Origin of the sequence: Limnovirga soli, from assembly GCF_013106755.1 — a bacterium.
Taxonomy (GTDB): domain Bacteria; phylum Bacteroidota; class Bacteroidia; order Chitinophagales; family Chitinophagaceae; genus Limnovirga; species Limnovirga soli.
The window spans coordinates 91995-116874 of record NZ_WHPF01000009.1; the positions used below are offsets into that span (position 1 = coordinate 91995).

At 39.2% G+C, this 24880-nt stretch carries 17 protein-coding genes; 10 read left to right on the top strand and 7 right to left on the bottom strand.

Annotated elements, in window-relative coordinates:
* Positions 1-44: 44 nt before the first annotated feature.
* Positions 45-1904 carry a membrane protein insertase YidC gene (gene yidC / locus GD597_RS13650; protein ID WP_171608432.1) on the top strand — a complete coding sequence of 620 codons (1860 nt, stop codon included), beginning with the start codon at positions 45-47 and terminating at the stop codon, positions 1902-1904.
* Positions 1905-2076: 172 nt separating this feature from the next.
* Here the strand turns inward: yidC and GD597_RS13655 are convergent, their stop codons facing one another.
* The 6 genes from GD597_RS13655 to GD597_RS13680 all read right to left on the bottom strand — a co-directional run bounded on the left by GD597_RS13655 (position 2077) and on the right by GD597_RS13680 (position 9841).
* Positions 2077-3123: a glycosyltransferase family protein gene (locus GD597_RS13655; RefSeq protein ID WP_171608433.1), complete on the bottom strand. Its 1047-nt coding sequence runs from the start codon at positions 3121-3123 to the stop codon at positions 2077-2079.
* Between the two features lie 6 nt (positions 3124-3129).
* Positions 3130-3990, bottom strand: coding sequence for a UDP-2,3-diacylglucosamine diphosphatase (locus GD597_RS13660; RefSeq protein ID WP_171608434.1), 861 nt, complete (start codon positions 3988-3990; stop codon positions 3130-3132).
* 200 nt (positions 3991-4190) lie between these two features.
* Positions 4191-5390 (bottom strand): AGE family epimerase/isomerase, encoded by a 1200-nt coding sequence (locus GD597_RS13665; protein ID WP_171608435.1) that lies wholly within the window; start codon positions 5388-5390, stop codon positions 4191-4193.
* A 14-nt stretch (positions 5391-5404) separates the two neighbouring features.
* Positions 5405-6592, bottom strand: coding sequence for a glycoside hydrolase family 130 protein (locus GD597_RS13670; RefSeq protein WP_171608436.1), 1188 nt, complete (start codon positions 6590-6592; stop codon positions 5405-5407).
* Between the two features lie 135 nt (positions 6593-6727).
* Positions 6728-8554: a sodium:solute symporter family protein gene (locus GD597_RS13675; protein ID WP_171608437.1), complete on the bottom strand. Its 1827-nt coding sequence runs from the start codon at positions 8552-8554 to the stop codon at positions 6728-6730.
* Between the two features lie 192 nt (positions 8555-8746).
* Positions 8747-9841 carry a glycoside hydrolase family 26 protein gene (locus GD597_RS13680; protein WP_235954298.1) on the bottom strand — a complete coding sequence of 365 codons (1095 nt, stop codon included), beginning with the start codon at positions 9839-9841 and terminating at the stop codon, positions 8747-8749.
* A 271-nt stretch (positions 9842-10112) separates the two neighbouring features.
* Here GD597_RS13680 and GD597_RS13685 point away from each other — a divergent pair, with 271 nt between their 5' ends.
* From GD597_RS13685 to GD597_RS13725, 9 genes are all read left to right on the top strand, one after another.
* Entirely contained in the window at positions 10113-10997 is an 885-nt protein-coding gene (locus tag GD597_RS13685; protein ID WP_171608439.1) for a helix-turn-helix transcriptional regulator, read from the top strand.
* A gap of 63 nt (positions 10998-11060) precedes the next feature.
* Positions 11061-12473 carry a sialate O-acetylesterase gene (locus tag GD597_RS13690; RefSeq protein ID WP_171608440.1) on the top strand — a complete coding sequence of 471 codons (1413 nt, stop codon included), beginning with the start codon at positions 11061-11063 and terminating at the stop codon, positions 12471-12473.
* 247 nt (positions 12474-12720) lie between these two features.
* Complete coding sequence (locus tag GD597_RS13695; RefSeq protein WP_171608441.1) at positions 12721-14160, top strand: RapZ C-terminal domain-containing protein; 1440 nt, start codon at positions 12721-12723, stop codon at positions 14158-14160.
* 113 nt (positions 14161-14273) lie between these two features.
* Positions 14274-14990: a nucleotidyltransferase family protein gene (locus tag GD597_RS13700; protein WP_171608442.1), complete on the top strand. Its 717-nt coding sequence runs from the start codon at positions 14274-14276 to the stop codon at positions 14988-14990.
* A gap of 76 nt (positions 14991-15066) precedes the next feature.
* Entirely contained in the window at positions 15067-15582 is a 516-nt protein-coding gene (locus tag GD597_RS13705; RefSeq protein ID WP_235954299.1) for an LSm family protein, read from the top strand.
* A gap of 38 nt (positions 15583-15620) precedes the next feature.
* Positions 15621-16868 carry a transcription termination factor NusA gene (nusA, locus tag GD597_RS13710; RefSeq protein ID WP_171608443.1) on the top strand — a complete coding sequence of 416 codons (1248 nt, stop codon included), beginning with the start codon at positions 15621-15623 and terminating at the stop codon, positions 16866-16868.
* A 197-nt stretch (positions 16869-17065) separates the two neighbouring features.
* On the top strand, positions 17066-20089 hold the full coding sequence (infB, locus tag GD597_RS13715) for a translation initiation factor IF-2 (RefSeq protein ID WP_171608444.1): 3024 nt from the start codon (positions 17066-17068) through the stop codon (positions 20087-20089).
* Positions 20090-20286: 197 nt separating this feature from the next.
* Complete coding sequence (locus GD597_RS13720) at positions 20287-21663, top strand: peptidylprolyl isomerase (RefSeq protein WP_171608445.1); 1377 nt, start codon at positions 20287-20289, stop codon at positions 21661-21663.
* 277 nt (positions 21664-21940) lie between these two features.
* Positions 21941-23080: a tetratricopeptide repeat protein gene (locus GD597_RS13725; RefSeq protein ID WP_171608446.1), complete on the top strand. Its 1140-nt coding sequence runs from the start codon at positions 21941-21943 to the stop codon at positions 23078-23080.
* Positions 23081-23151: 71 nt separating this feature from the next.
* On the opposite strand, the gene GD597_RS13730 is transcribed toward GD597_RS13725, so the two are convergent.
* Positions 23152-24606 carry an NADP-dependent isocitrate dehydrogenase gene (locus GD597_RS13730; RefSeq protein WP_171608447.1) on the bottom strand — a complete coding sequence of 485 codons (1455 nt, stop codon included), beginning with the start codon at positions 24604-24606 and terminating at the stop codon, positions 23152-23154.
* Between the last annotated feature and the right edge of the window lie 274 nt (positions 24607-24880).

The following is a 24880-nucleotide window of genomic DNA, read 5'->3' on the forward strand; positions in this document are numbered from 1 at the left end:
GTCGCTGCAATCCCTACCTTTGCCGCTCAATTTTACGTTTTACTATGAACATGGATAGAACTACGGTGATAGGTATGGTTTTGCTGGCTATACTTTTTTTTATGTTTTTCTGGTACACCAATAAACAGCAACAAGGTATTGCGGAATATCAAAAGCATATTGCCGACTCTACCAAAAAGGCCAACGACGCTAAAATAAAGCCAGCCGATAAGATAGCTGCTTTTAAAGATTCTTTACAGCGCGATACAGCCGCTAAAATATCAGCAGCCGGTAATTTTACAGATGCGGCCATTGGTACCGAAACATTAACAGTAATTGAAACTGACCTGATTAAAGCTACTTTTTCTAATAAAGGTGGTAGCCTTAAAAGTGTTCAACTTAAACAATATAAAGGGCCGGATAGCCTGCCTGTATTGTTAAGTGGCGGGGATAACGATAAGCTGGGATATACCATTAATACGGCTCCAAACCAAAGCGCAGAAACCTCAACGTTGTTTTTTGGTAATGCAGTGGTTACCAAAAATGGAGATAGTGCCCAAACCATTAGCTATACCATAAACGGGCAAGATGGCCAAAGTATTACGCACCAATATACCATCAGAAATGCCAATTATATGATTGATTGGAATATTCTGTTGAATGGTGCTGATAAATTACTTACTTCCAATGCCATGAATTTGCATTGGGATGTGCAAATGCATTTACAACAGGTTTCTCACGCATATGAAGTGCAGCAAAGCCGTTTTGTATATTATGAATCGCAGGATGGATTTGACTATTCGAGTGCAGCTTCAGGAACTTCTGTGGCTTTGGAACAACCTACCAATTGGTTTGGATTTAAGCAGCAGTTCTTTAATACTTCTATTTTATCGAAGGATAAATTTGTAAGTGGTAATGCGCAAATGACTTTACTGCCCGATACATTACCACAGCTGTTTAATGCTACAGCCACCATGAAGGTACAGTTACCTGCATCGGCTACTGCTAATGTTCCTTTGCAATTGTATTATGGCCCTAATGAATATGAAACCTTACTGGCCTATAATAACGGTATGGAAAATGTGGTTGATTTGGGTAGTGGTATTTTTTCGTTTGTAAAGTATATTAACCGTTGGGCGGTTATGCCGGTATTTAATTTCTTTGCCAGTTTTATCAACAGCTTTGGATGGGTAATTGCATTGCTTACTTTATTAATTCGTGGTGTTACTTCGCCATTAACGTATAAGAGCTATTTAAGCGGTGCTAAAATGCGTGTGTTAAAACCAGAACTGGATGCGCTGAAATTAAAATTTGGCAGCGACCAGCAAGGTTTTGCTATGGAGCAAATGAAATTATTCCGTGAAGCAGGTGTTAACCCATTGGGTGGTTGTATGCCGGCATTGTTACAAATACCTATTTTCTTTGCCTTATATAGTTTCTTTAGTTCTAATATTGGTATTCGCGGACAAAGTTTCTTATGGGTAAAAGACCTTTCTTCTTATGATGTACTGGTACATTTGCCTTTTACAGTGCCATTTAATTTTGGGGATCATATCAGCTTGTTTACGCTTACCGCTGTAGCTACCAGTTTTCTAATTTCTATTTATAATATGAGCATGACGCCTACGCAGGATAACCCTGCCATGAAGTATATGCCTTATATTTTCCCTTTTATTCTGTTGTTTGTATTTAACAGGTTGCCATCGGCATTAACCTGGTATTATACGGTATCGAATATTATTACATTGGGTATACAGTTTACTATTCAAACCTATATTATTGATCATGATAAAATATTGGCGCAAATTGAGGCTAAACGTAAAGCACCCAAAAAAGTAAGTAAGTTTCAGGAGCGGTATGGACAAATGATGGAAAGTCAGAAGAAACTGCAAGACCTTAAAGAAAAAACAAAAGGTAAGAAGTAGTATATAAAACAATAATAAAAAGGAAAGCCTGCAAACATGCAGGCTTTCCTTTTTTATGCCAATGGTCAATTATTTTAGTGAGTGGCAGTAACACTTTGTTTATGCTCTGATATTTTTTGGCTGCTTTAGCTGCGCTACTTGTTGCAGTACAAGAGTGCGACGCAAGTGTAGCCTAATAAGTATTGGCTTGCCCGGCTACAAAAAAACTATTTTCTGGTTGGGGTGTATATAAGTTTCTGGCCGTTTCTATTACCATTTGCACCAATTGATAAGTTGAATATTGCAATTCCAGTTTTTGAGGTGCCGGTGCCTGTAACCACTGTAAAATATGGTGGGTAAAATTTTTATCGATTGAAGTAACAACGGGCACATTAAATTTTTGAAGGGCCGCTGCATTGCACCATTGTTCGTACTGGCCTTTAATAGGCATACACAGCAGTTTTTTGCCCATATATAAAGCTTCGGCAGGTGTTTCAAAACCGGCACCCGTAATTACACCATGGCAATGAATTAGGCTTTGGTTAAATGCCTGGCTGCCCACCGGTATAAAGCTGATATTATCCTGCACGGTTACCTGCTTTACCGTTTTTGAAAATACCTGGAATTTGTAATTAGGTAATGCCGCTAATTGCCGTGCAATAACTTCATCAGAATAGTGCGACAGGTAAACAGTTATATATCCCTCATCAGTTGGTTTGGCTGATAGAATATCCTGTTTAATAATGGGGTTATAAATATGGGTATCGTATGCGTCAAAATGTAAACCTATATAGGCATTTGCAGTGGCATAATGGGTAAGCACCAGTTCTCCAGCAATATCTTTTTTTTGTGGCCTTGGTGTTTTTTTTGATTGGAAGCTGGCCTGATGCCCAAAACTTACTGAAGGCACCTGCTTAAGTTTACATGCCAGAGAGGTAATACTTTCAAAATCGTTTATTACAATATCGTATTGCTCAACGGGTAAGGCACGGGCTTCTTTCCAAATGCGAATTGGGTTAAATGCTTTTAGCATTTTCCAGTAATCAAGTCCACCTTTATTGCCATAGAATAAGCTAACGCCCTTACTACGGTATTTTACAGGTAAATCAAATGCCAGGTTGCTATTGCTGCCACTTAAAAAAACATCCACTTGCCCATATTGTTGAAAATAGGGCATTAGCTCCATGGCACGTGCAATATGGCCGTTACCTGTTGCTTGTATGGCGTAAAATATTTTCATAAGTGCTTATTGTGCCTTAACTGCGAGTGAAGAAATAAACATGGCCACTTCATCTGTTACCACATTTAACTGGGGTAGTTTCTTTTCTAAATTCACCACCCCATTATTTTGTGTAACAAAATTCTTTTCATCAAAATGATATATTGTCCAGGCTTTGTTATTGTATTCCAGGCTGGTTAGGTTTTCAATCCAATCGCCACTGTTTAGGTAGGTTACACTGCCATTTTCGGTGCTAATAGTTCTTTGTTGTGGTTGGTGAATATGGCCACAAATAACATAATCATATTTTTTTTCTATGGCCAGTTCTGCGGCGGTTTGCTCAAAATCGCCAATCCACGATACTGCTTTTTTAACGCTGTTCTTTACGCGTTTGCTAAAGCTCATTTTTTCACGGCCAATTAGTTTTAAACCCCAGTTAATAAAGCTGTTAAGCAGTATTAGAAAATCGTAACCGTGGCCACCCAGTTTGGCTAAAAGTTTAGCGCTGCCTTTTGTGGTGGCATCAAATACATCTCCATGAAAAATCCAGGTCATTTTGCCATTAATTTCCATCACCATTTTATCGGTAAGCAACAGATTACCCATTTGTAAATCGCTGTAGCGGCGTAGCATTTCATCGTGGTTGCCGGTAATATAAATTACCCGTGTACCTTTCGATAACAGGTTAAATACTTCCTTAATTACCTGCATATGCGATACGGGAAAATAGCGTTTGCTAAATTGCCAGCCATCAATAAAATCGCCATTTAATACCAATATTTCGGGGGATATGCTTTTAAGGTATGTTACCAGTTCGTTGGCATGGCAACCATAAGTGCCTAAATGTACATCGCTAATAACTACTACTTCAACGTTTCTACGTTCCATAGCTTTGAGGTTTTACAAAGGTCAATATGTTATATTAACTGTGTATTACCGCAATGTGATGCAATTGTAAATTTTTACAAATAAACGTTACGAAGTATAAAGGGTAAATATATGGGTCCGGCAGTTGGTAATATGGCATCTTTACTTGCGTCGCACACTTCAGGGTTCAGTCTTTATAGCAGCTTAAAACAGCCCTTATGTTAAGCTAGTAGTTTTATTCTTTGTAACAATTCAATGCAGGCCCGGCTGTTATGGTAAGGGCATTTCCAAAAACCTGCTTTATCCTGGTTAGGCATAATACTGTTGTCTGCCAAAACACCCCAATACCATTCGCCGTTAACCTTATCTATTATATGTGCCTGTATAAATTGCCAGTTTTTTAAGCAGACATGTAAATATTGTTCATTCTTTGATATCTGATAGGCATTAAAAAGACCAACCATTGCTTCGGCCTGCGGCCACCAATGTTTTTGCTGTATCAGTTCATTGGTCACTGGATGGTATTCGTACCACATGCCACCATCGGTATCTATACCTTCCATTGCAGCATTGGTAATGTGAATAGCATATTTTTTTAACCGGGTTATAAGATGGGTATCACCAATTATTTCGGCGCACTGTTGTAATAGCCATGCGGCTTCTATATCGTGGCCATAAGAAATAACATCAGGTTTTTCCTGCCACTGTTCATCAAAAAATAATTTTAAATGAAAAGTTTGGGTATTAATAAAATGGGTTACAAATAATTGCAGCAGTTCGGCTATTTTTTCTTTTAAACCAGCATCGGGCCATATTTTATAGAGGTTTGCATATGCTTCTACTACATGCAAATGGGTATTCATGGTTTTCTTTTCATTGGCATCTTTGCTGCTAAGTCTAAAATCTTCCAATGCGCCCCATTCCCTTGAAAATGCTTCAAAATATCCTTTATAGGCTGGGTCGTAACTGTATTGTTCAATACATTGGTATAGCCGGATGGCTTCATCTAAAGCAGTCTGTTTTTTTGTGGCGGCAAAATATTCACTCATGCCATAGATACAAAAGGCAAGCGCATATATTTGCTTGCGGCCATCAGCAATATTGCCTTTGGCATCAAGGCTCCAATAAACGCCTCCAAACTCCCTGTCAATAAAATATTTTTCTATGTAGTCAAATGCCCGTTCGGCAACAGGTAAATAAGCAGTTTGCCCGGTATAATTGCAGGCTGCAGAAAAGCTCCATAATATCCGGGCATGTAAAACCACACCTTTTATAGCATTCAAATCTGGCAGGTTGTTGTTATCAACACTGCCATAAAAGCCTGCATGCATGGTATCAACAGTAAAATTTTGCCAGTAATACATAATGGCACTCAGTTCATTTTCTACTGAAGCAGCAAAATCATCCAATGAGTTTTTCATTTTCTACAATTACTTTAAACGATGCCAGCTGTATACGCTTTGTTTTTTTGAATGATGCCGATAAGGGTATCAACAGATGTGGCCGAGCGTAAACCATCTTCAGGATTATTAATGGTATAATCTAATAACTGATCAATGGTAGTTAGGGCAACATGCATCCTGGTATCTGATGAAGCATAATAAATATATACTGTTCCATCATCATTGGCAATCCAGCCATTGCAGAATGCCACGTTTGAAACATCGCCTATACGTTCTTCACCTTCGGGTGCCATAAAATATCCACCGGGTTTATGAATTACTTTGGTAAGATCATTCAGATCCGTAAGAAACATATACAATACATACCGTAAACCAGCTGCTGTATTTCTTACACCATGTGCCAGGTGTAACCAGCCTTTTGTTGTTTTAATGGGGGCCGGTCCCTGCCCGTTTTTTAGCTCATATACGGTGTGGTATACTTTTTTATCCAGAATAACTTCTTCATCCACAACGGCATTTTCTATGCTTTCAGATAAACCAAAACCTATACCGCCCCCTTTGCCGGCTTCAATAAAACTGTCTTGTGGGCGGGTATAAAATGCATATTTGCCATCCACAAATTCAGGATGTAAAACTACATTACGTTGCTGTGGCGAATTGGTTTTTAAATCAGCTAAACGTTCCCATTGTTTTAAATCTTTTGTGCGTGCAATACCACATTGTGCAATGGCCGCACTTTGATCGCCGGGGTGTGCGGATGGATCTCTTCTTTCGGTACAGAACAGGCCATATATCCAGCCATCCTCATGTGCTATCAGCCGGATATCATAAATATTGGTATCAGGAATGGCTGTTTCCGGCATGATCACCGGCTCGTCCCAAAATGTAAAATTGTCAATACCATTTGGACTTTCTGCTATGGCAAAAAAGGATTTTCTGTCTAACCCTTCTACCCTTGGCATGAGGATATATTTTCCGTTGAATTTTATGGCACCTGCATTTAGTACTGCGTTTATGCCAAACCGTTCAATAAGCAATGGATTGGAAGCCGGATTAAGATCGTAGCGCCAGAATACTGGTGCATGCTGTGCAGTTAATACCGGATATTTATAGCGTTGGTATACACCGTTTGTTGCCGCTGTTGGTTCGTTTTTTTGGGTAATTAATGCATTGTACCGCTGTTGCATTTGTGCAAGTCTGGCTGTAAAATCCTGGCTCATATTTATTTGATTTGTAGGTTGGTTGCTTTTAGTTTTTTGTTGTAATTATTGCTGCGATGAAACCAGTACCCTGAAGTGTGCGACGCAAGTGCAGCTGCTTTTTGTACAGGTGCTGGTTACATAATGGCTGTTATATTAATCTTCCAGTTTGTTCCACCATGTTTGTTTAAGTATAAGCACTATAATGATGATGAGTATAATGGTAATGTATAATTCGGTTTGCATTTGCAGCACCAGGTACATGGGCAATATGGTTAAACACAGCTGTGCAATAATGCCAATTACTACATTAAACATATCTAACCAAAACCGGGTATTGGCTTTAAAACCGGGATCGCTGGCAATAACCATATCGTGTATAGGTTTCCAAAACCCCCATGGGCGCACCGTTTTATAAAATGATTGTAATACTGCAGCATCAGTAGGTGGTGCTGTGTATGTACCGATAATAGAACCTGCCAGAGAAAGGATGAAAAGCAATGGCCACCAGTACAATGGCAAGCCCGTTGTTACATAGGGCATTGCCAACGCCGCTACAATGCCTACTGCCATTCCCCAAAAAAAGCCATTGGCATTAAACCGCCACCAATACCATTTAAGACAGTTGGCTGCAACATAGCCGCCATAGAGGCCGCCCACAATCCATTGCAGAATGTCGTTTACATTGCTGGCAAAAAAACCGAAGAAAACACCCACGGCAACCACTACAATACCCGTGATATAATTCATGGATATTACTTTTTTATTGGATGCTGTAGGGTTGATATACTTTAAATAAATGTCGTTAACAATATAGGCCTGTGCTGCATTTAGTGTGCCACTGAATGTGCCCATAAATGCTCCGAGCAAGCCGGTAAGCACAATACCCAACACCCCAACAGGTAAAAAGGTATTGATGGTAGAGGGCAATATTCTTTCAAAATCGGTAACGCCATCGGGGCCTTTTAAATACAATTGGTTATAGTGTAACAGCGCTAACACTGTAAGTCCGATGATCATAGAATACCTGATGGGTAATAGGATGATAGATACGAACCCCGTCATTTTTGATGCTTCTTTTGGAGAACGGGTAGAGAGTATTTTTTGCATATCATAATTGGGTGCTGGCCCCGCCAGCGAAGCAAATACGCCCTTTAGTAACATCATAGAAAAGAAAAGGCCAAATAAACTAAAACCATCATCAGCAATTTTTTTGTTGGCTTCGGCGGCAATATTGCTCCAGTCTAAATTAAGTTGCCGGCCAAAGAAGGGGTTGCTCCAGCCATCGGGTACATTCAGCGTATTGCCGGCAAGATGTTGCATGGCAATTACGGCAATGGATATGCAGGCTACCGTCATAACTATATACTTAATTACATCGCCCAATACAATACTATGCATACCGCCAATAATAGAGTAAAACATGGCAAACAGCGTAAATACTATACCGTAAAAATGTGGTACATATTGTGGTGATACAGTAAATGGAATATAATCTTTAACAGCATCCCATGGAATAAAAATTTCCATGAACTTACCCAGGCCAACAAAGCCATACGCCAAAAATCCCAGGCAGCTAATTAGTGCAAATGCTATTACAATAATTTGTGAAGCTTTTACGCCTTTGCCAGTGTTGCCAAATCTGGTTTGTAACCATTCGGCACCAGTATTGGCATTACTTCGGCGCAACCATTTACTTAAAAACATCATTAGAAATACCTGATTAAATACGGGCCATAACCAGGGTATCCAAATGCTTTTTAAGCCATATACAAAACAAAGTGCCACCATCCACATAGTGCCGCTGATGTCGAACATATCTGATGCATCGCTTAATCCCAGCATATACCAGGGCAGGGCTTTGCCGCCCATTAGATAGCTCTCTTTATTTTGTTTTGCCCGTTTACGCATCCAAAACCCGATAAAAATCATCGTGGCCAGATAAATAAGCAAAATGGCAATGTCAACTGTTTGTAATTTCATACTAATTATTTATTATAGCATCGTTTACAGAATGATACCAGCTTAAGGACAAATGGCATCTTCCGTTGCGTCGCAATCACTTTATCTGTATATCTTTTTTCAACAATTTTAGTAGTTAAAAATACGCCCATAGTAGACACTACGGGCCCTGCTTGTTAGAGAATTAACTACACATAAGAAATCGTTGAATGGTTATTTATATAAGTTTAATTTTTTCACCTCTTTTTCCAGCAAAATCAGTTTTGTATCACAGAATTTTTTAAAATCTGCTGCTGATTGCTGGCCTGTATATGGTACATAAAATTCAATATCATCTTTTGATTTAATGCCTGCATTACGCCAGGCCAATGCATATACTAAATTGTGTGGTGCAATAGCTTTATAAAATACATCTGTCCACCAGGTGCTGTCTGGCAATTGATTATACCCAAATTCGGTTAAGGCTGGTATTTTATTGTTTTCGGCAGCTATGGCATCCAATAAGCCCAGTGTGGTATCTAGTTCTTGAGCAAAAGCCGCAGTTGGGCCCCGCTGGTAAATATCAAACCCCATAATATCTACCCATTCATTCCCCGGATATTTTTCCAGGTAAGCTGCTTTGCTGTTAAATCGGTCTGTATTATAGGCATATAAAAGATGATGCAGCCCCTTAATGTCTCTTAGGTAATGCACTGTAAACTGGTATAGTTGTTTTAGCTCCTCTGGGGTACAATTATTGCCTCCCCACCAAAACCAGTTTCCATTCAATTCATGAAATGGGCGGAAAATAACGGGTATATAATTTCCTTTAGCGGTGGTAAGAGACTGCATAAAGATTGCAACTTTATCCAGCCAGGATTTGTATAAATCATTTTTTGATCCACCTGGTAATGCAGCCGCAACACTTCCCTTTGGTGCCGGGTCCCAGGCAGATTTTCCGGTTAAGGGATTGTTTAAGTGCCAGCTAATGGTAATAACAGCGCCTCTTCCATAGGCATCTTTAATAAACTGTTGCATTTTATCAAAAGGCACACCATCTAAATTTGCTGAAGCGTTATTTTCCAACCCGCCAAGTTCCCAACCATATATGGCAGGGTAATCACCGGCAACATCTTTAATATCGCTTCTGCCGGTTTCGTATTTCCAGTTTACACCATAGGCCAGATCATCCTGATGACCAATCATAATTCCTTTATGCTGAAGTTGAAAAAGGTTATTATACAGATGTATGGTTTCTTTTGTGGCTAATTTATCACTAGGTAAAACTTTTTGTGCTTTAGCAGCATAAAGGCCAATAACTACTAGCAAAAAAGTGCAGATTGAAAATGCTTTGTTATGGCGGTGTAGCATTGGTAAAAGAAATTAATAATGGTAAAAAGCAATCAGTATTTATATTTTCAAATGTAGAGGAGTATTTGTAGATATAACAATACTATTTTATCTTTTTATTGACAATTTAAATTCAATTTAATTCACTGTCACCAATTCAAATGCTAATTTTACAGTGCAATTTTCGTGTTAGTGAATTTTTTGATAAGTAGTATTATTTTATCTTTTTGTTGAATATTATTTAACGAGTATGGCTACAGAAATTATGAGGGAAATAATTCCCCTAACCAAAAATGATTGTTTTACCATTTTTTCCCGTACAAAAACCGGCTTCGATTTTCCATTACATCAGCATGATGAATTTGAGCTTAACTTGATTTTAAATGCTCCAAACGCACAACGTATAATTGGCGATCATATTAGTGAAATTGGTGACGCCGAATTGGTTTTAATTGGGCCCAATCTGCAACATGGCTGGTTTACCCATAAGTGTACCAGTACTCATATAAAAGAAGTAACGATACAGTTTCACCGGGATATGTTTGATGAGAGGCTATTGCAGCGTAATCAACTGAGTTTTATTAAAACCATGTTCGAAAAATCCCTGCGGGGTATTCTTTTTTCCTCTGAAACCACACAACATATCCAGGAGCGGATTATGGAACTGCCCCGAAAGCATGGTTTTGATTCGGTGCTGGAGCTCATGAGTATTTTGCACGATCTGTCCGTTTCGCGCAATATGACTACACTTTCTGATGCTTCTTTTAGCAGCATAGAAAATGCCTCTTATAATAGCCGCAGGGTAGAAAAGGTAATGGAACACCTCAATAAGAATTTTGATAAGGATATCACCCTTTCTGATGTAGCTAAAATAGCTTTGATGACCGATGTGGCATTCAGCAGGTTTTTTAAAGCCAGAACCGGTAAAACATTTGTAGATACCCTAAACGAAATAAGGCTGGGTCATGCATCCCGCTTTTTAATAGAAACCACTGAGAGTATTACAGAAGTAGCCTATAAATGCGGGTTTAATAACATGAGTAATTTTAACCGAATTTTCCGGAAGAAGAAAAACTGCACCCCAAAAGAATTTAGGGAAACCTATAATGCCATGGGTGTAAGGGCATTTATTTAAGAATGTAACCACTAACTTTATCCGTTCTTAGCATTTCTATTTATCACTTATTTATTATCCTTTATGAAAAAAAATTTGCTTGCTTTTTTGCCATTTCTACTGCTGTGTATAACAGCGCATGCGGCTATAAGGTTGCCCAATATTCTAAGTAATAATATGGTGCTGCAGCAGCAATCAACTGTAAAGCTCTGGGGCTGGGCTGCACCGGCAGAGAAAATTCTTGTAACCACTTCCTGGAATAATAAAACAGATACGGTAATTACCACCCGGGATGCCAACTGGATGCTTACTGTACAAACACCTGTTGCAGGCGGCCCGTATACAATTAGTTTTAAAGGAGAAAATACCGTAGAACTTACCGGCATATTAATTGGTGAAGTTTGGGTTTGCTCTGGCCAATCCAATATGGAAATGCATTATGGCTGGGGTTTGCCCGATATTGGTGCTGCATTACCCACTTGTAAAAATAATAATATCCGGTTCTTTTATATTCCTAAAACCACTGCTGGCGCACCACAGGAAAATTGCGATGGCGAATGGGTAACCTGCGATTCAAATACCTTAAAATCTTTTAGCGCCGTTGGTTATTTTTTTGGCAAAAAATTAAACGATTCTTTGCAAGTGCCCATTGGCTTAATTAACGCCAATTGGGGCGGTACATCTGCTGAAGTGTGGACTGAACCATCTGCAATTGCCAATGATGAGGCACTAAAAACTGCGGCTGCTAAAATTGAACCATGGGATTGGTGGCCTTATAAACCCGGCACCACCTTTAATGGTATGATTAACCCAATTACCAATTTTAATATTGCCGGAAGCATTTGGTACCAGGGCGAAGGCAATACTGCAGCACCCAATACCTATGCTAAATTATTATCTACCATGATTGGCACCTGGCGCAAAGCTTGGGGAAAGGATTTCCCATTTTATTATGTGCAAATTGCACCATTTAATTATGGCGAAAAATATGCATCTGCTATTGTTAGGGAGCAGCAAACTTTGGCATTAAGTTATCCCAAAACCGGTATGGCAGTAATTACAGATTTAGTTGATAACATCAAAGACATTCACCCAAAGAACAAACATGAGGTTGGTTATAGACTGGCCGCCTGGGCACTGGCCGAAACATATAACAAAACCGGTTTTGTATATAAAAGTCCCATGTATAAAAGCATAGATGTTCAAAAGGGGAAAGCTGTGATTAGTTTTAATTACATCAATGCAGGGTTGGTGATAAAAGGTCCTCAAATTACAGAATGCTTTATTGCAGGTGCCGACCAGGTTTTTTATCCGGCGGAAGCAACTGTAAGTAAGGGGCAGTTAATTGTATCAAGTAAACAGGTGACTGCACCCGTGGCGGTACGCTTTGGGTTTAGCAATAAAGCTATTGGTAACCTTTTTAGTATAGAAGGTTTGCCGGTAAATCCTTTTAGAACCGATGATTGGCCAATTGATATTAAAGCTAAAGACCAGTAAAATGTATGAATAATAAAGAAGCATTCAAATGCCAAGGTGTTTGAATGCTTTTTTATTTATGTATCCCGCCTCAATGTAATAAGCTGCCATAAAAACAGAACGATGAAAGGATTGCGACGCAAGAGCCGATGCCCATTGATTTACAGCTGGTATCACCACTTGTATTTTTAGAAGCGAACAGGGATAAAATGATGCTGTTGTACGCTTGCTTGGCAGATAAGCTATAATTTTACCCAAAGTTTAATACATGGACAAAGCCTCTGGTGCAGTGGATGATTTGGTGAAACAATACCTTGGTAATAATAACAGCCGCATAGAAAAATTGCCGCAAAGTGGTAGCGATAGAATTTATTTCAGGGTGTTTGAAGGCAATAATACCCTGATTGCCACGTATAGCGATAACGTAAAAGAAAACGACACATTTATACAATTTTCTGCTCATTTTAAAGCCTTGCAATTGCCGGTGCCTGCAGTGCTGGCCGTTAATACAGCACAAACGGCTTACCTGCAGCAAGATCTTGGCCATGCCTCTTTATTAAATCAATTAGAACATTATGGCCAAAACGAAATAGTATTTACTCTGTTTAAAAAAAGCCTGCAACAGCTGGCATATATGCAAATAAAGGGGCATGCCGGTTTTAATTATAACTGGTGTATAACAGCCAAAGAATTTGGCAAACAGGCCATTATGAGCGATTTGCTGTATTGTAAATATTATTTTTTAGATACACTAAAACTGCCTTACGATAAACAGGCATTACTGGATGATTTTGAAAATCTGAGTACTTATCTTACCCAAACAGAGTATAAATATTTTATGTTCCGCGATTTTCAAAGCAGGAATATAATTGTGAATAATGACGAAGTGTTTTTTATAGATTTTCAGGGCGGCATGAAGGGTGCATTGCAATATGATGTGGCCAGTTTATTATGGCAGGCCAAAGCTGAATTAAGTGATGAATGGAAGCAAAACCTGCTACACTTTTACATAGACACTATTGATGGCTTATTGGATAAACCTGTAAACAGACCACTATTTGTACAACAATATGATGGCTATGTACTTATACGCTTATTGCAGGTACTGGGCGCCTATGGTTTTAGGGGATTGTTTGAACGTAAAGCCCATTTTCTTTCCAGCATACCACTGGCTTTAAAAAACCTGCAAAGCTTTTTAAGCCAAACACCCAATCGCCTGCCCTTGCCTGAGTTTGATAAAATCCTCGCCATTATAAGTTCCGATGAAATGATTAGCCGGTTTACTCCCGTGCAGGCCAATGCGCAAACCCCATTGGTGGTAACCATAAAAAGTTTTTCGTATAAAAAGGGGATACCAGCAGATGCCAGTAGCAATGGAGGAGGATTTGTTTTTGATTGCCGCGGCATTTTAAATCCAGGCCGTTTTGATGAGTATAAAAAATTGTCGGGAAAGGATAAACCGGTTATCGATTTTCTGGAACAGCAAACCCAAATGATTCCATTTTTAAACAGTGCATTTGATATGGCCGATATTTCGGTAGAAGACTATATTAAAAGGGGTTTCAGTAGTTTGTGTATCAATTTCGGGTGCACCGGCGGCCAGCACCGCAGTGTATATGGTGCCGAACAAATGGCCCGTCATTTAAAAAATAAATATAAGGTTAGCATTGTTTTAGAACATACTAATCAACAGAATTGGGTAAAGTAAACCAGTGTGTGGCCGGCTGTAGTACATAAATGAAGCAGCCGTTGCGTCGCACTACGTTCATCGTTCGGTACAATGGGCAACAAAAGCAAACAATCTAAAAAGCGTCGCTTATAATGAAAGCAATGATACTGGCAGCAGGTTTGGGTACCAGGCTACAACCCTTTACACTGCATCATCCCAAAGCACTGGCAATAGTAAATAATAAAACCTTGCTGCAAAGAAATATAGAGTACCTGCAGCAATATGGCATTAGAGATGTGGTAGTAAATGTGCATCACTTTGGTCAGCAAATCATCGATATCATCAATGCCAACAATGGTTGGGGCAGTGCCATTACCATTAGCGATGAAACTGATGTAGTATTGGAAACAGGTGGCGGATTGCTAAAAGCTGCGCCCTTATTAGCAGATGCTGATCCCTTTGTATTGATGAATGTAGATATTTTAACTGATTTGCCTTTAAGCGATATGATGGCATTTCATACTGCCAAACAGCCACTGGCTACATTGGCCACTACTGGCAGGCAAACGTCCCGTTATTTCCTGTTTAACGAAGCGGATGTTTTATGCGGGTGGAGAAATATAAAAACCGGGGAAGAAAAAATAAGTAAAAAAGCTACTATTTATCAGCAAAAGGCATTTAGCGGTATTCATATCATCAGTAACCGCATTTTTAACTTAATTAACCGGCAGGGGAAATTTTCAATAGTCGATGCATATCTGGAGCTGGCTAAGGCCAATCCTATCTGTGGTTTTGATCATTCCAATTCCCAATTTATTGATGTTGGCAAACCCGAAAGCCTGGAAAATGCCAGCCTTATATTTAAATAGCAGCGGTTTGAAATACTGGTAACAAAGGTAAATTTGGAAACTTAGCATAAATTATACTACATTTGCAAAGGAAAAAATGCAGCAGAAGGGAACGACAATCGTTCCCTTCTCTTTTTACCATATGGCAACAGATACACTTATACAACATATTGAAACGCTGGTAAACACCATGCTGGCAGACGAGCCTGAGTATTTTTTAGTTCAGGTAAAAATTAAGCCGGTTAACAATATCAAGGTGTTTTTGGATGGTGATAATGGTATCACTATTGAGAAATGCGTAAGGTTCAACAGAAAATTATACAAAACCATTGAAGAGCTGGCGCTGTTTAATGAGGGTGATTTTTCTTTGGAGCTGTCATCTCCAGGAGTAAGTGAACCACTTAAATTAATAAGACAATACACAAAAAATATAGGCCGGTTTGTGGAAGTACTTTTTATAGATGGTACTGCAAAAGAAGGTAAGTTAATGCAGGTACTGGAGGAAGATATTATGATTGAATCTACAGAAGGCAAGGGCAAGAAAGCAGTAACACAACAATTGGTAATTCCATTAATAAGTATCAAATCAATAACAGTTCAAATTAAATTCTAAGTTTTGCGGATGGGTATCCGTATTTAAAATTTCGAGATATGGCAAGTATTAACTTAATTGAGGCGTTTCAGGAGTTTAAAGATGCAGAAAATATAGATCGTCCTACTTTAATGAAAGTAGTAGAAGATGTATTTAAAACCTTACTCCGTAAAAAGTTTGTATCTGATGATAATTTTGATGTTATTGTAAATGCTGAAAAAGGTGACCTTGAAATTATTCGTCATAGAATGATTGTTGAAGATGGCGAAGTAATGGATCCTTTGGCGGAAGTGGCTTATAGCGAAGCAGTAAAAATTGAACCCGATTTTGAAGTTGGGGAAGAATTATATGAGGAAGTAGATATTCTTGATTTTGGTCGCCGCGCTATTTTGGCAGCCAAACAAACACTTGCCAGCCGTATTGGAGATTTGAAAAAGAATGTGTTATTAAAGAAATACAGCGATAGAATTGGTGAAATCATCACTGCAGAAGTATACCAGGTATGGAAAAAAGAGGTGTTATTATTGGATGAAGAAGGAAATGAATTGATTTTACCTAAGTCTGAACAAATACCACAGGATTATTTCAAGAAGGGAGAAAATGTACGTTCTGTAATCAGACGTGTGGATCTTAAAAACAATGCACCTGTTATTATTTTAAGCCGCACCAGTCCTGAGTTTTTAAATAAATTACTTGAAATTGAAGTGCCTGAAATCTTTGATGGTTTAATCACCATTCGAAAAATTGTAAGAGAACCAGGCGAAAGAGCAAAAGTAGCTGTAGAAAGCTTTGATGACAGGATTGATCCTGTTGGTGCCTGCGTAGGTATGAAAGGTAGCCGTATTCATGGTATTGTAAGAGAACTTAAGAATGAAAATATTGATGTAATTAATTGGACAAGTAATATCCAATTGTTGATTCAACGTTCATTAACTCCGGCCAAAATCAGTTATATGGAGTTGGATAATGAAACCAAACATGCTGATGTATATCTAAAGGCAGATCAGGTTTCTCTGGCTATTGGTCGTCGTGGTGTAAATATTAAACTTGCCTGTGAGTTAACTGGCCTGGATATTGATGTATTCCGCGAATCAGAAGGTGGAGAGGAAGAGTTTGATATTGACCTTGCTGAATTTACCGATGAAATTGAACCATGGGTAATTGAAGAATTAAAAAGAGTAGGATGTGATACTGCCCGCAGTATTTTGAATTTAAGTCCTGAAGAACTGGAAAGAAGAACAGATCTTGAGATAGAAACGATCCTTGATTTGAGAAGAATTTTACAGGAAGAATTTGACAGGGAATAAGCTAAGAAGGGAAGAAATTGATCTTTGTATTTTTAATGATGTTAGTTTGGTTTATACCCAATCAATTACACAGTAAGCATAATGTGAATAGTTGGGTGTAACTTTACACAACTATTCCGGTATGGGGAATAGTGTGGCAACCAAACAATCGAGCCGAAAAAAAGTACCGGAAGGGTACAAACAATAAAAAGAACTGAATGTCAGAATTGAAATTACCCAGATTATTGGCAGCGGCCAAAGAGTTTAATATTGGTCAGGATACTTTAATAAGTTACCTGATAAGTAAGGGCTTTAATAAAGATGAACTTTCTCCTACAGCAAAGTTGACGGAAGATATGTACCGTTCTTTGCAAAATCAATTTCAAAGTGATAAAGTTGCCAAAACCAAGGCAGATCAGATAGAAATACCTAAAAGTGCGGCTCAGACTGAGAAAAAGAGAAGAGATGAAGAAGAGGTTGTGTTTAAGAAGGAAGAGGCAAAAGTTATAAAGGCACCGGAACCGGTTATAGAACCAGTAGTAGAAGAGAAACCGGCACCTGTTGTTGAAATTATACCTGAAACACCTATTGTAATACCAGCTGAAATTATCCCAACTCCGGTAGCTGAGCCGACAATAGATTTGCCTTTATCAACCGAGCCTGAAATTACCAAGATAGAAGCTCCGGAATTAGAAGGACCAAAAACATTGGGAAAAATTGATCTTTCTGCAATCGATTCTTCTACACGACCTAAAAAAGTAGTAAAGAAAAAGACAGAAGAAATCGAAGAATTACCTGTTGCTGAAACGAGTGAGGCTGTTGAACATGCTGCGGTGGTAGAAATTGAACATACAGCAGAAGAAACCCATGTGCATGATGATGAGGATGAAGCCGATTATGAGGAGGAGGATACAGAAGAGTTGAGTAATGCGCCAATAATAGAAAATATTAAGGCCGAGAAATTGGAAGGCCCCAAAATTTTAGGCAAAATTGAATTGCCTGTTGATAATGATACACGCCCTAAAAATTCATCATCCGCATTAAGAGATGAGAAGCGGAAAAGAAAACGTATTCCTATTGATAAGAAGGGTGATAATAAACCTGGCACTGGAGATAACCGCGACAGAATTAAAAGAGATGGTCCTCCGGGTCAGCAAACAGGGCAACAGCTTCAAAATAAAAGACCAGAGCCACCCAAAGAGCCACGTGTTGGATTACAGATACAAAAAGTTGGTGATCGTCCTGCTCGTACGGATGACAGACGCGGCGGTGCAGGTAATAGAGACAGACGTGGTGGCGGAAGAGATACTACCAAGCGTGAAGAGAAGGAAATAGACCAGAAAGAAATTCAGGAAAAAATACGGGAAACCCAGGCCAAACTTGCTGGATCAGGTGGACGTGGTAAAAGCCTAAAAGCCAAATACCGCAGAGAGAAGCGACAGGAGAATGCTGATGCAATGGGCGAAATGGGCGAGGACAACAAATTACAGGTAACAGAGTTTGTAACTGTAAGCGAATTGGCTAACCTGATGGATGTAAGCTTTGCCGAAGTGATTGGCAAATGTATGGGCTTAGGTATCATGGTATCTATTAATCAACGTTTAGATGCGGAAGTAATTGAACTGGTATCAAGCGAATTTGGATATGAAGTGGAATTTATTGGTGTGGAAGATGCCGATGAAGAAGACTTTGATGACGATGATAGTGAGGAAAACCAGAAATCAAGAGCACCGATTGTTACCATTATGGGTCACGTAGACCATGGTAAAACATCATTGCTGGATTATATCAGGAGTTCTAAGGTAGTAGCTGGTGAAGCTGGAGGTATTACACAGCATATTGGTGCTTACGAAGTAGAAATTGCAAATGGTAAACATATTACCTTCCTGGATACCCCTGGTCACGAGGCATTTACGGCCATGCGTGCACGTGGTGCGAAAGTGACGGATATTGCGGTAATTGTGGTTGCTGCAGATGATGCTGTGATGCCTCAAACAAGGGAAGCTATTAGCCATGCACAGGCAGCTAATGTACCTATGATATTTGCAGTGAATAAAATTGATAAGGATGGCGCTAACCCCACAAAAATTTATGAGCAACTTTCGCAAATGAATTTATTGGTAGAAGAATGGGGTGGTAAATACCAAAACCAGGAAATTTCTGCCAAGAAAGGTTTGAATGTAGACCTGTTGCTGGAGAAAATATTATTAGAGGCCGAATTGCTTGATTTGAAAGCTAACCCGGATAAGGAAGCTGTAGGTACTATCATTGAAGCATCGTTAGATAAGGGTCGTGGTTATGTTGCTACTGTACTGGTACAAAATGGCACATTGAGAAACGGCGACCTGATTGTTAGCGGACAATATTTTGGTAGGGTAAAAGCCATGCTGAATGAACGTAACCAACGCATACAGGAAGCGCCACCAGCCACACCGGTACAGATACTTGGTTTAAACGGTGCCCCACAGGCAGGTGAGAAATTTAAAGTATATGTAGATGAGGCAGAAGCTAAAGAAGTAGCAGTAAAACGTGCTCAAATAGTACGTGAACAAGGCCTAAGGGCAAGAAAACATATTACCCTTGATGAAATTGGACGCCGATTGGCATTGGGTAACTTTAAACAACTGAACCTGATTATTAAAGGTGACGTGGATGGTTCCGTTGAAGCATTGAGCGATTCATTACAGAAATTATCTACTGATGAGATCATTGTTACTGTGGTTCATAAAGCTGTAGGTCAAATCTCTGAAAGTGATGTATTGCTGGCTACAGCATCTGATGCCGTAATTGTGGCATTTAACGTTCGACCATCCAGTCAGGCTGCAAGGTTGGCTGAGAATGAAGGTGTGGAAATTAAGATGTACTCTATTATCTATAACGCTATCGAGGAAGTGAAGAGCGCTATGGAAGGTATGTTGGAACCGAAGATACAGGAGAAGATTACCGCCAATGTTGAAATACGCGAAGTGTACAAGTTTGATAAAGCTACGGTGGCCGGTTGCCAGGTTATTGAAGGTAAAATTAGCCGTAATAGTAAAATCCGTATAATTCGTGATGGTATTGTAGTGTATCCGCTGGGCGAAGGCAATGCTGAGCTGGGATCGCTGAAGCGTTATAAGGATGATGTGAAGGATGTACCAACAGGTATGGAGTGCGGTTTAACTATTAAAAATTATAATGATATAAGGGTGGGCGATATTGTAGAAGCTTACGAAGAAGAAGAAGTAAAACGTACGCTTTAAAAGCTGCATAGCATTGATGCCGTACAAGTGTGCGACGCAAGTAAAGCCTCAGGCTACTTAATTGGCCGGGCAACCCAAAAAATAATACAGCAAATACCTAAAACAATTAGCCCATGTGGCTAATTGTTTTGTTAAAAGCATAACCCAGGCATATTTGCTTGGTGCTATTCTCTATTTTTGATACTTATATGTTTTTTATGAAGAAATTATTATCTGTTGTTTGTTTGGCATTGGTTGTTACACCGCTTTTTACAATTGCCCAAACACAGCGTGTGGTGGCTGATAAAATTATTGCACAGGTTGGTGACAGGATTATTCTTAAGTCCGACATTGACAATGCAATTATTGACACCAAACGCCAGGATCCCGAAGCAGCTTTGCCTGCAAATGCCAATTGTTTGTTTTTACAGGGCCAGTTAATTCAAAAAACACTGGTGTTACAGGCAGAAAAGGATTCCTTGTTGCTGGAAGAAGATGAGCTGGAAGCTTTACTGGATAATAAAATCAGGTTTTTTATCAGCCAATACGGCTCTCAGGATATGTTGGAGCAAATTGCAGGACGTACTGTTTACCAGATTAAAGAAGACCTGCGCCAACCATTTAAAGAAAGAACCCTGGCCGAGAAAATGCAGAACAAGATTCTGGATGGCGTAAAAATTTCGCCTAATGAAGTAAAAGAGTTTTTTAATAAAATACCCAAAGACAGTTTACGGTATTACGAAAGTGATGTAGAGGTAAGCCAGATAATTTTGCTTCCCAAAGCCAATAAAGACCTGGAAGATTTTGTGGCTGCCCAGTTACTGGATATGAAACGCCAGGTAGAAAGCGGCGCCAAAAAATTTGACCAGCTGGCCAGATTATACACCGATGACCCCGGTAGCAAAGAAACTGGTGGACAATACAGCATTAACCGTGTAGATAAAGCCTGGGATCCAACATTTGTTTCGGCAGCTTTTAAATTAAAAGAAGGGCAGATATCACCGGTTATTAAATCAAAATTTGGTTTACATATTATTCAAATGGTTAGCCGCGCAGGTGATGATGCTGTAGTTAGGCATATTCTTAAAATACCACCGGTAACAGATGTGGAAATTAAAGAAGGAGTTGCCAAATTGGATAGCATCCGCACCAGAATTATATCAAACGAGTTTTCTTTTGCAACTGCTGTTAACAAATACAGCGATGACGAAAACAGCAAGTTTACAGCAGGCTTTTTTACAGGCAGGGATGGATCTACCTTTGTAACTATCGATGAATTAGATAAGGATGCCGTAGTTGCTCTTAAAAACCTGAGCGTTGGAGATATTTCAAAACCCCAAAGCTATACCGATGAGCGTGGCCGTAAAGCTGTTAGAATATTGTTCTTAAAAACCAGAACGGAACCCCATATTGAAAATCTGAGAGACGATTACAATAAGCTGGCCCAACGTGCACTGGAAGCTAAAAAGCAGGTGGTATTGGAAAAATGGTTTAAAGAACATATTCCTAATTACTATATTATGGTAGACCCCGAATTTAATACCTGCAGTAGTATCGATGAATGGCTGCATGCCGCGAGCACTACCAACAGATAATGAAACAATAAATACATTACACCCTGCCTCAAAAGCAGGGTTTTTTATGCAATAAATGTGTATCTAATCAGCTAAAGTGGTCACCTCATCGCCGCTTGTGTCACTCACTTCAGGGTTCCTCATTTATGGCAGCAAAAAAGGTGGCAATGCAATAGTCTAACAAGTTAAAACCCGCAATAAAGCTGGATTAAATTGTTAGGTTTAATTTTGCATAATACCCTTCAAAGGGTATTGCCAGCAAATCAATATCCCCTAACTTTCAGTAAAATTCACAGATATGTATAAGAATATTTTAAGCCTGTTTGCCCTTGTTATGATAGCAATGGTATCATTTGGTCAACCCACAAAAACGGCTACCGATTTGTATAATGATGGTATAAAATTAATGGACGATGAAAAGTATAAAGAAGCCCTTATACTATTTAAAGCAGCCATTGCAAAAAAGGCAGATTATGCCGATGCCTACTACGAGGCTGGCTGGTGTTCAAACGAACTGGAAGCCTATACTGATGCAGTAACTTTTTTGGATAAAGCCATTAAATTAAAACCCACCGAAGCAAAGTATTACTTTGAATTTGGCTATGCCCAGGAAAATAGCGACAAGGTAGAGCAGGCTATTAAAAGCTATACAAAAGCCATTGAAATTTATCCTGAGTACTACAGCGCCTACCAGCGAATTGGAGACATTTATTACGATCAGGAAAAATATGATCTGGCTTTCGATAATTATACCCATTACCTTGAAAGCGAGAATGCCGATAATTATTATAATTACCGCGCCGGTTGGTGCCTGAACGAACAGGAGAAATATGAAGAAGCCCTGGAGTATTTAGATAAATACCTGCCCGAAGAAGATGATGAAATTGCCAAAAAATACGCCGAAATTGGCTATGCGAACTATAAACTCGACAAAAGCGATGACGCCATTGATGCCTATAAAAAGGCACTGGATGTAAAAGAAGATTATGGTACTGCTTTAAGAGGGCTGGGTAATGTATATTACGATACTGAAGACAATTACGATATGGCTGTAGATTATTACGAAAAGGCCATTGATAAAGATGAAAAAAATTCTAAGTATTGTTATTACAAACTGGGCTGGTTGTACAATGATGCGGAAAGATATGATGATGCAGTAAATGTACTGCTAAAAGCCATCGACTACGACGAAAAGGACGCCGGAAACAGAGAAGAAATTGGCTATGCATACTATATGCAGGATAAATACACTGATGCCATTACACAACTAAATAAAGCCATTGAGTTAGATCCAAAATCTAAACTGGGCTATTATTACAAAGGCTTATGTTATGTGGCACAGGATAATAAATCTATGGCCATGGACGTATACAAAAAACTAAAAGCCATTAACGAAGACCAGGCAGCCAAACTGCTAAAGAAAATTAATGGAGAATAATATTGACGGTTAATTACAACAAAAAGCCACAGCATTTACTGTGGCTTTTTGTTGTAAAACTATCTTATTAATTATTGGCCCTGCGCCAAACTATATGCTTTTTTATCGCCCCACATTAGTAGCAGTTCCGATGAGCAGATCTTAAAATTACCGCTCATACTTACATACAGGCCCAGTACATCCTGCTGGTTTAATGGAAAATCGTCAATACTTTCAAAACGAACATTGTATTGGTTTACCAGGTTGGTAAATACAGATCCTGTTGGCCAAACCTGTGTACCCCTGTTGCTGATATTGATTAGTTTAAACTTAACACCCGCATGGCGCATACATTTATTGGCAATGGTTATAGGTTGTTCGTTGCTCTCAATAAAAAAGTCTACACCTACAATTTTTTCAATACCCACTTCGGTTGATTCCATCATGGAGTTTTTCTCCAGTGTAAAATGAGTTTGTGTGGTGGGCATATCCGGTAACATTGGTTTGGCGCCAATTTCGGGGCTCTTGCCAAAATTGCCAATTATTGCTGCGGCATATTCTGTAGTATTAAGGGCCGTAATGGCTTTGTCGCCAAAGTCGCCGGTATGTATACCTTGTTCCAAAGTGTACAATAAGGCATTTTCAATAATGGCTGCAATCTGCATTAAACCAAGATGTCTTAACATGCCAATACCACTTAAAAGCAAAGCGGTAGGGTTGGCAATATTTTTACCGGCAATATCCGGTGCGGTACCATGTACTGCTTCAAAAATACAAATATGATCACCAATATTGGCCGATGGGGCAAAACCCAAACCACCTACCAAACCTGCACAAAGGTCGCTTACAATATCGCCCTGTAAATTGGTTAGTACAACCACATCAAATAAATCGGGGCGGGTAACCAGTTTCATACACAGGTCATCTACAATTACATCATCGGCTTTAAGTTCAGGATATTCTTTGGCCACTTCGTAAAACACATCCAAAAACAAACCATCCGTAATTTTCATGATATTGGCTTTGTGGCCACAAGTAATACGTTTGGTGCTTTTTTTCTTTGCCATTTCAAAGGCATAGCGTATTACCTGCTCACTGCCGGGGCGGGTAATAAAACGGCGGCTTAAAGCCACATCATGGGTAAGCATATGCTCTACACCGCCATATGTATCTTCTATATTCTCCCTAACAATAGTAATATCAATAGGAATACCTGCTTTACTAAAAACAGTATCTACTCCATGCAGGGTTTGAAACACCCTTTTATTTGCATAAGTATTCCAGGTTTTGCGGGCAGTAACATTTACACTTTTCACCCCTTTGCCCTTAGGCGTTTCCATAGGGCCTTTAAATAAAATACCCAGCGATTCTATAGCCTGCTGTGCTTCGGGTGTCATCCCATTGCTATAGCCCTTATCAAATACCCACTTACCCATATCTACAAACTGATATTCAATAGGCACATGGGCGGCATTAAAAATATTTAAAACGGCATCCATAATTTCCGGGCCTATACCATCGCCTTTAGCTACAGCAATTTTTGTCATACGGTGATTTTTTATAGTGAAGTGTGCTGCAAAATTAAGGGCTGCAGCCTAAGTATGCCGTTAAATTAAAAACTAAATTTTCAAAATACAGCAAGGGCAGGGGCTATTATTAAAAAGGGGAGTAATTTATAAAATGGTAAGTATGGGCCCGGCAGTATAATAGCTATTAAACTTCCCTTGCGTCGCACACTTGTACTGCAGTTATAACAGGCAGCTATTACAGCCAAAATAATTACTGCGGTAAACTCTATATAAAGGGCCATTGCAGTTACAA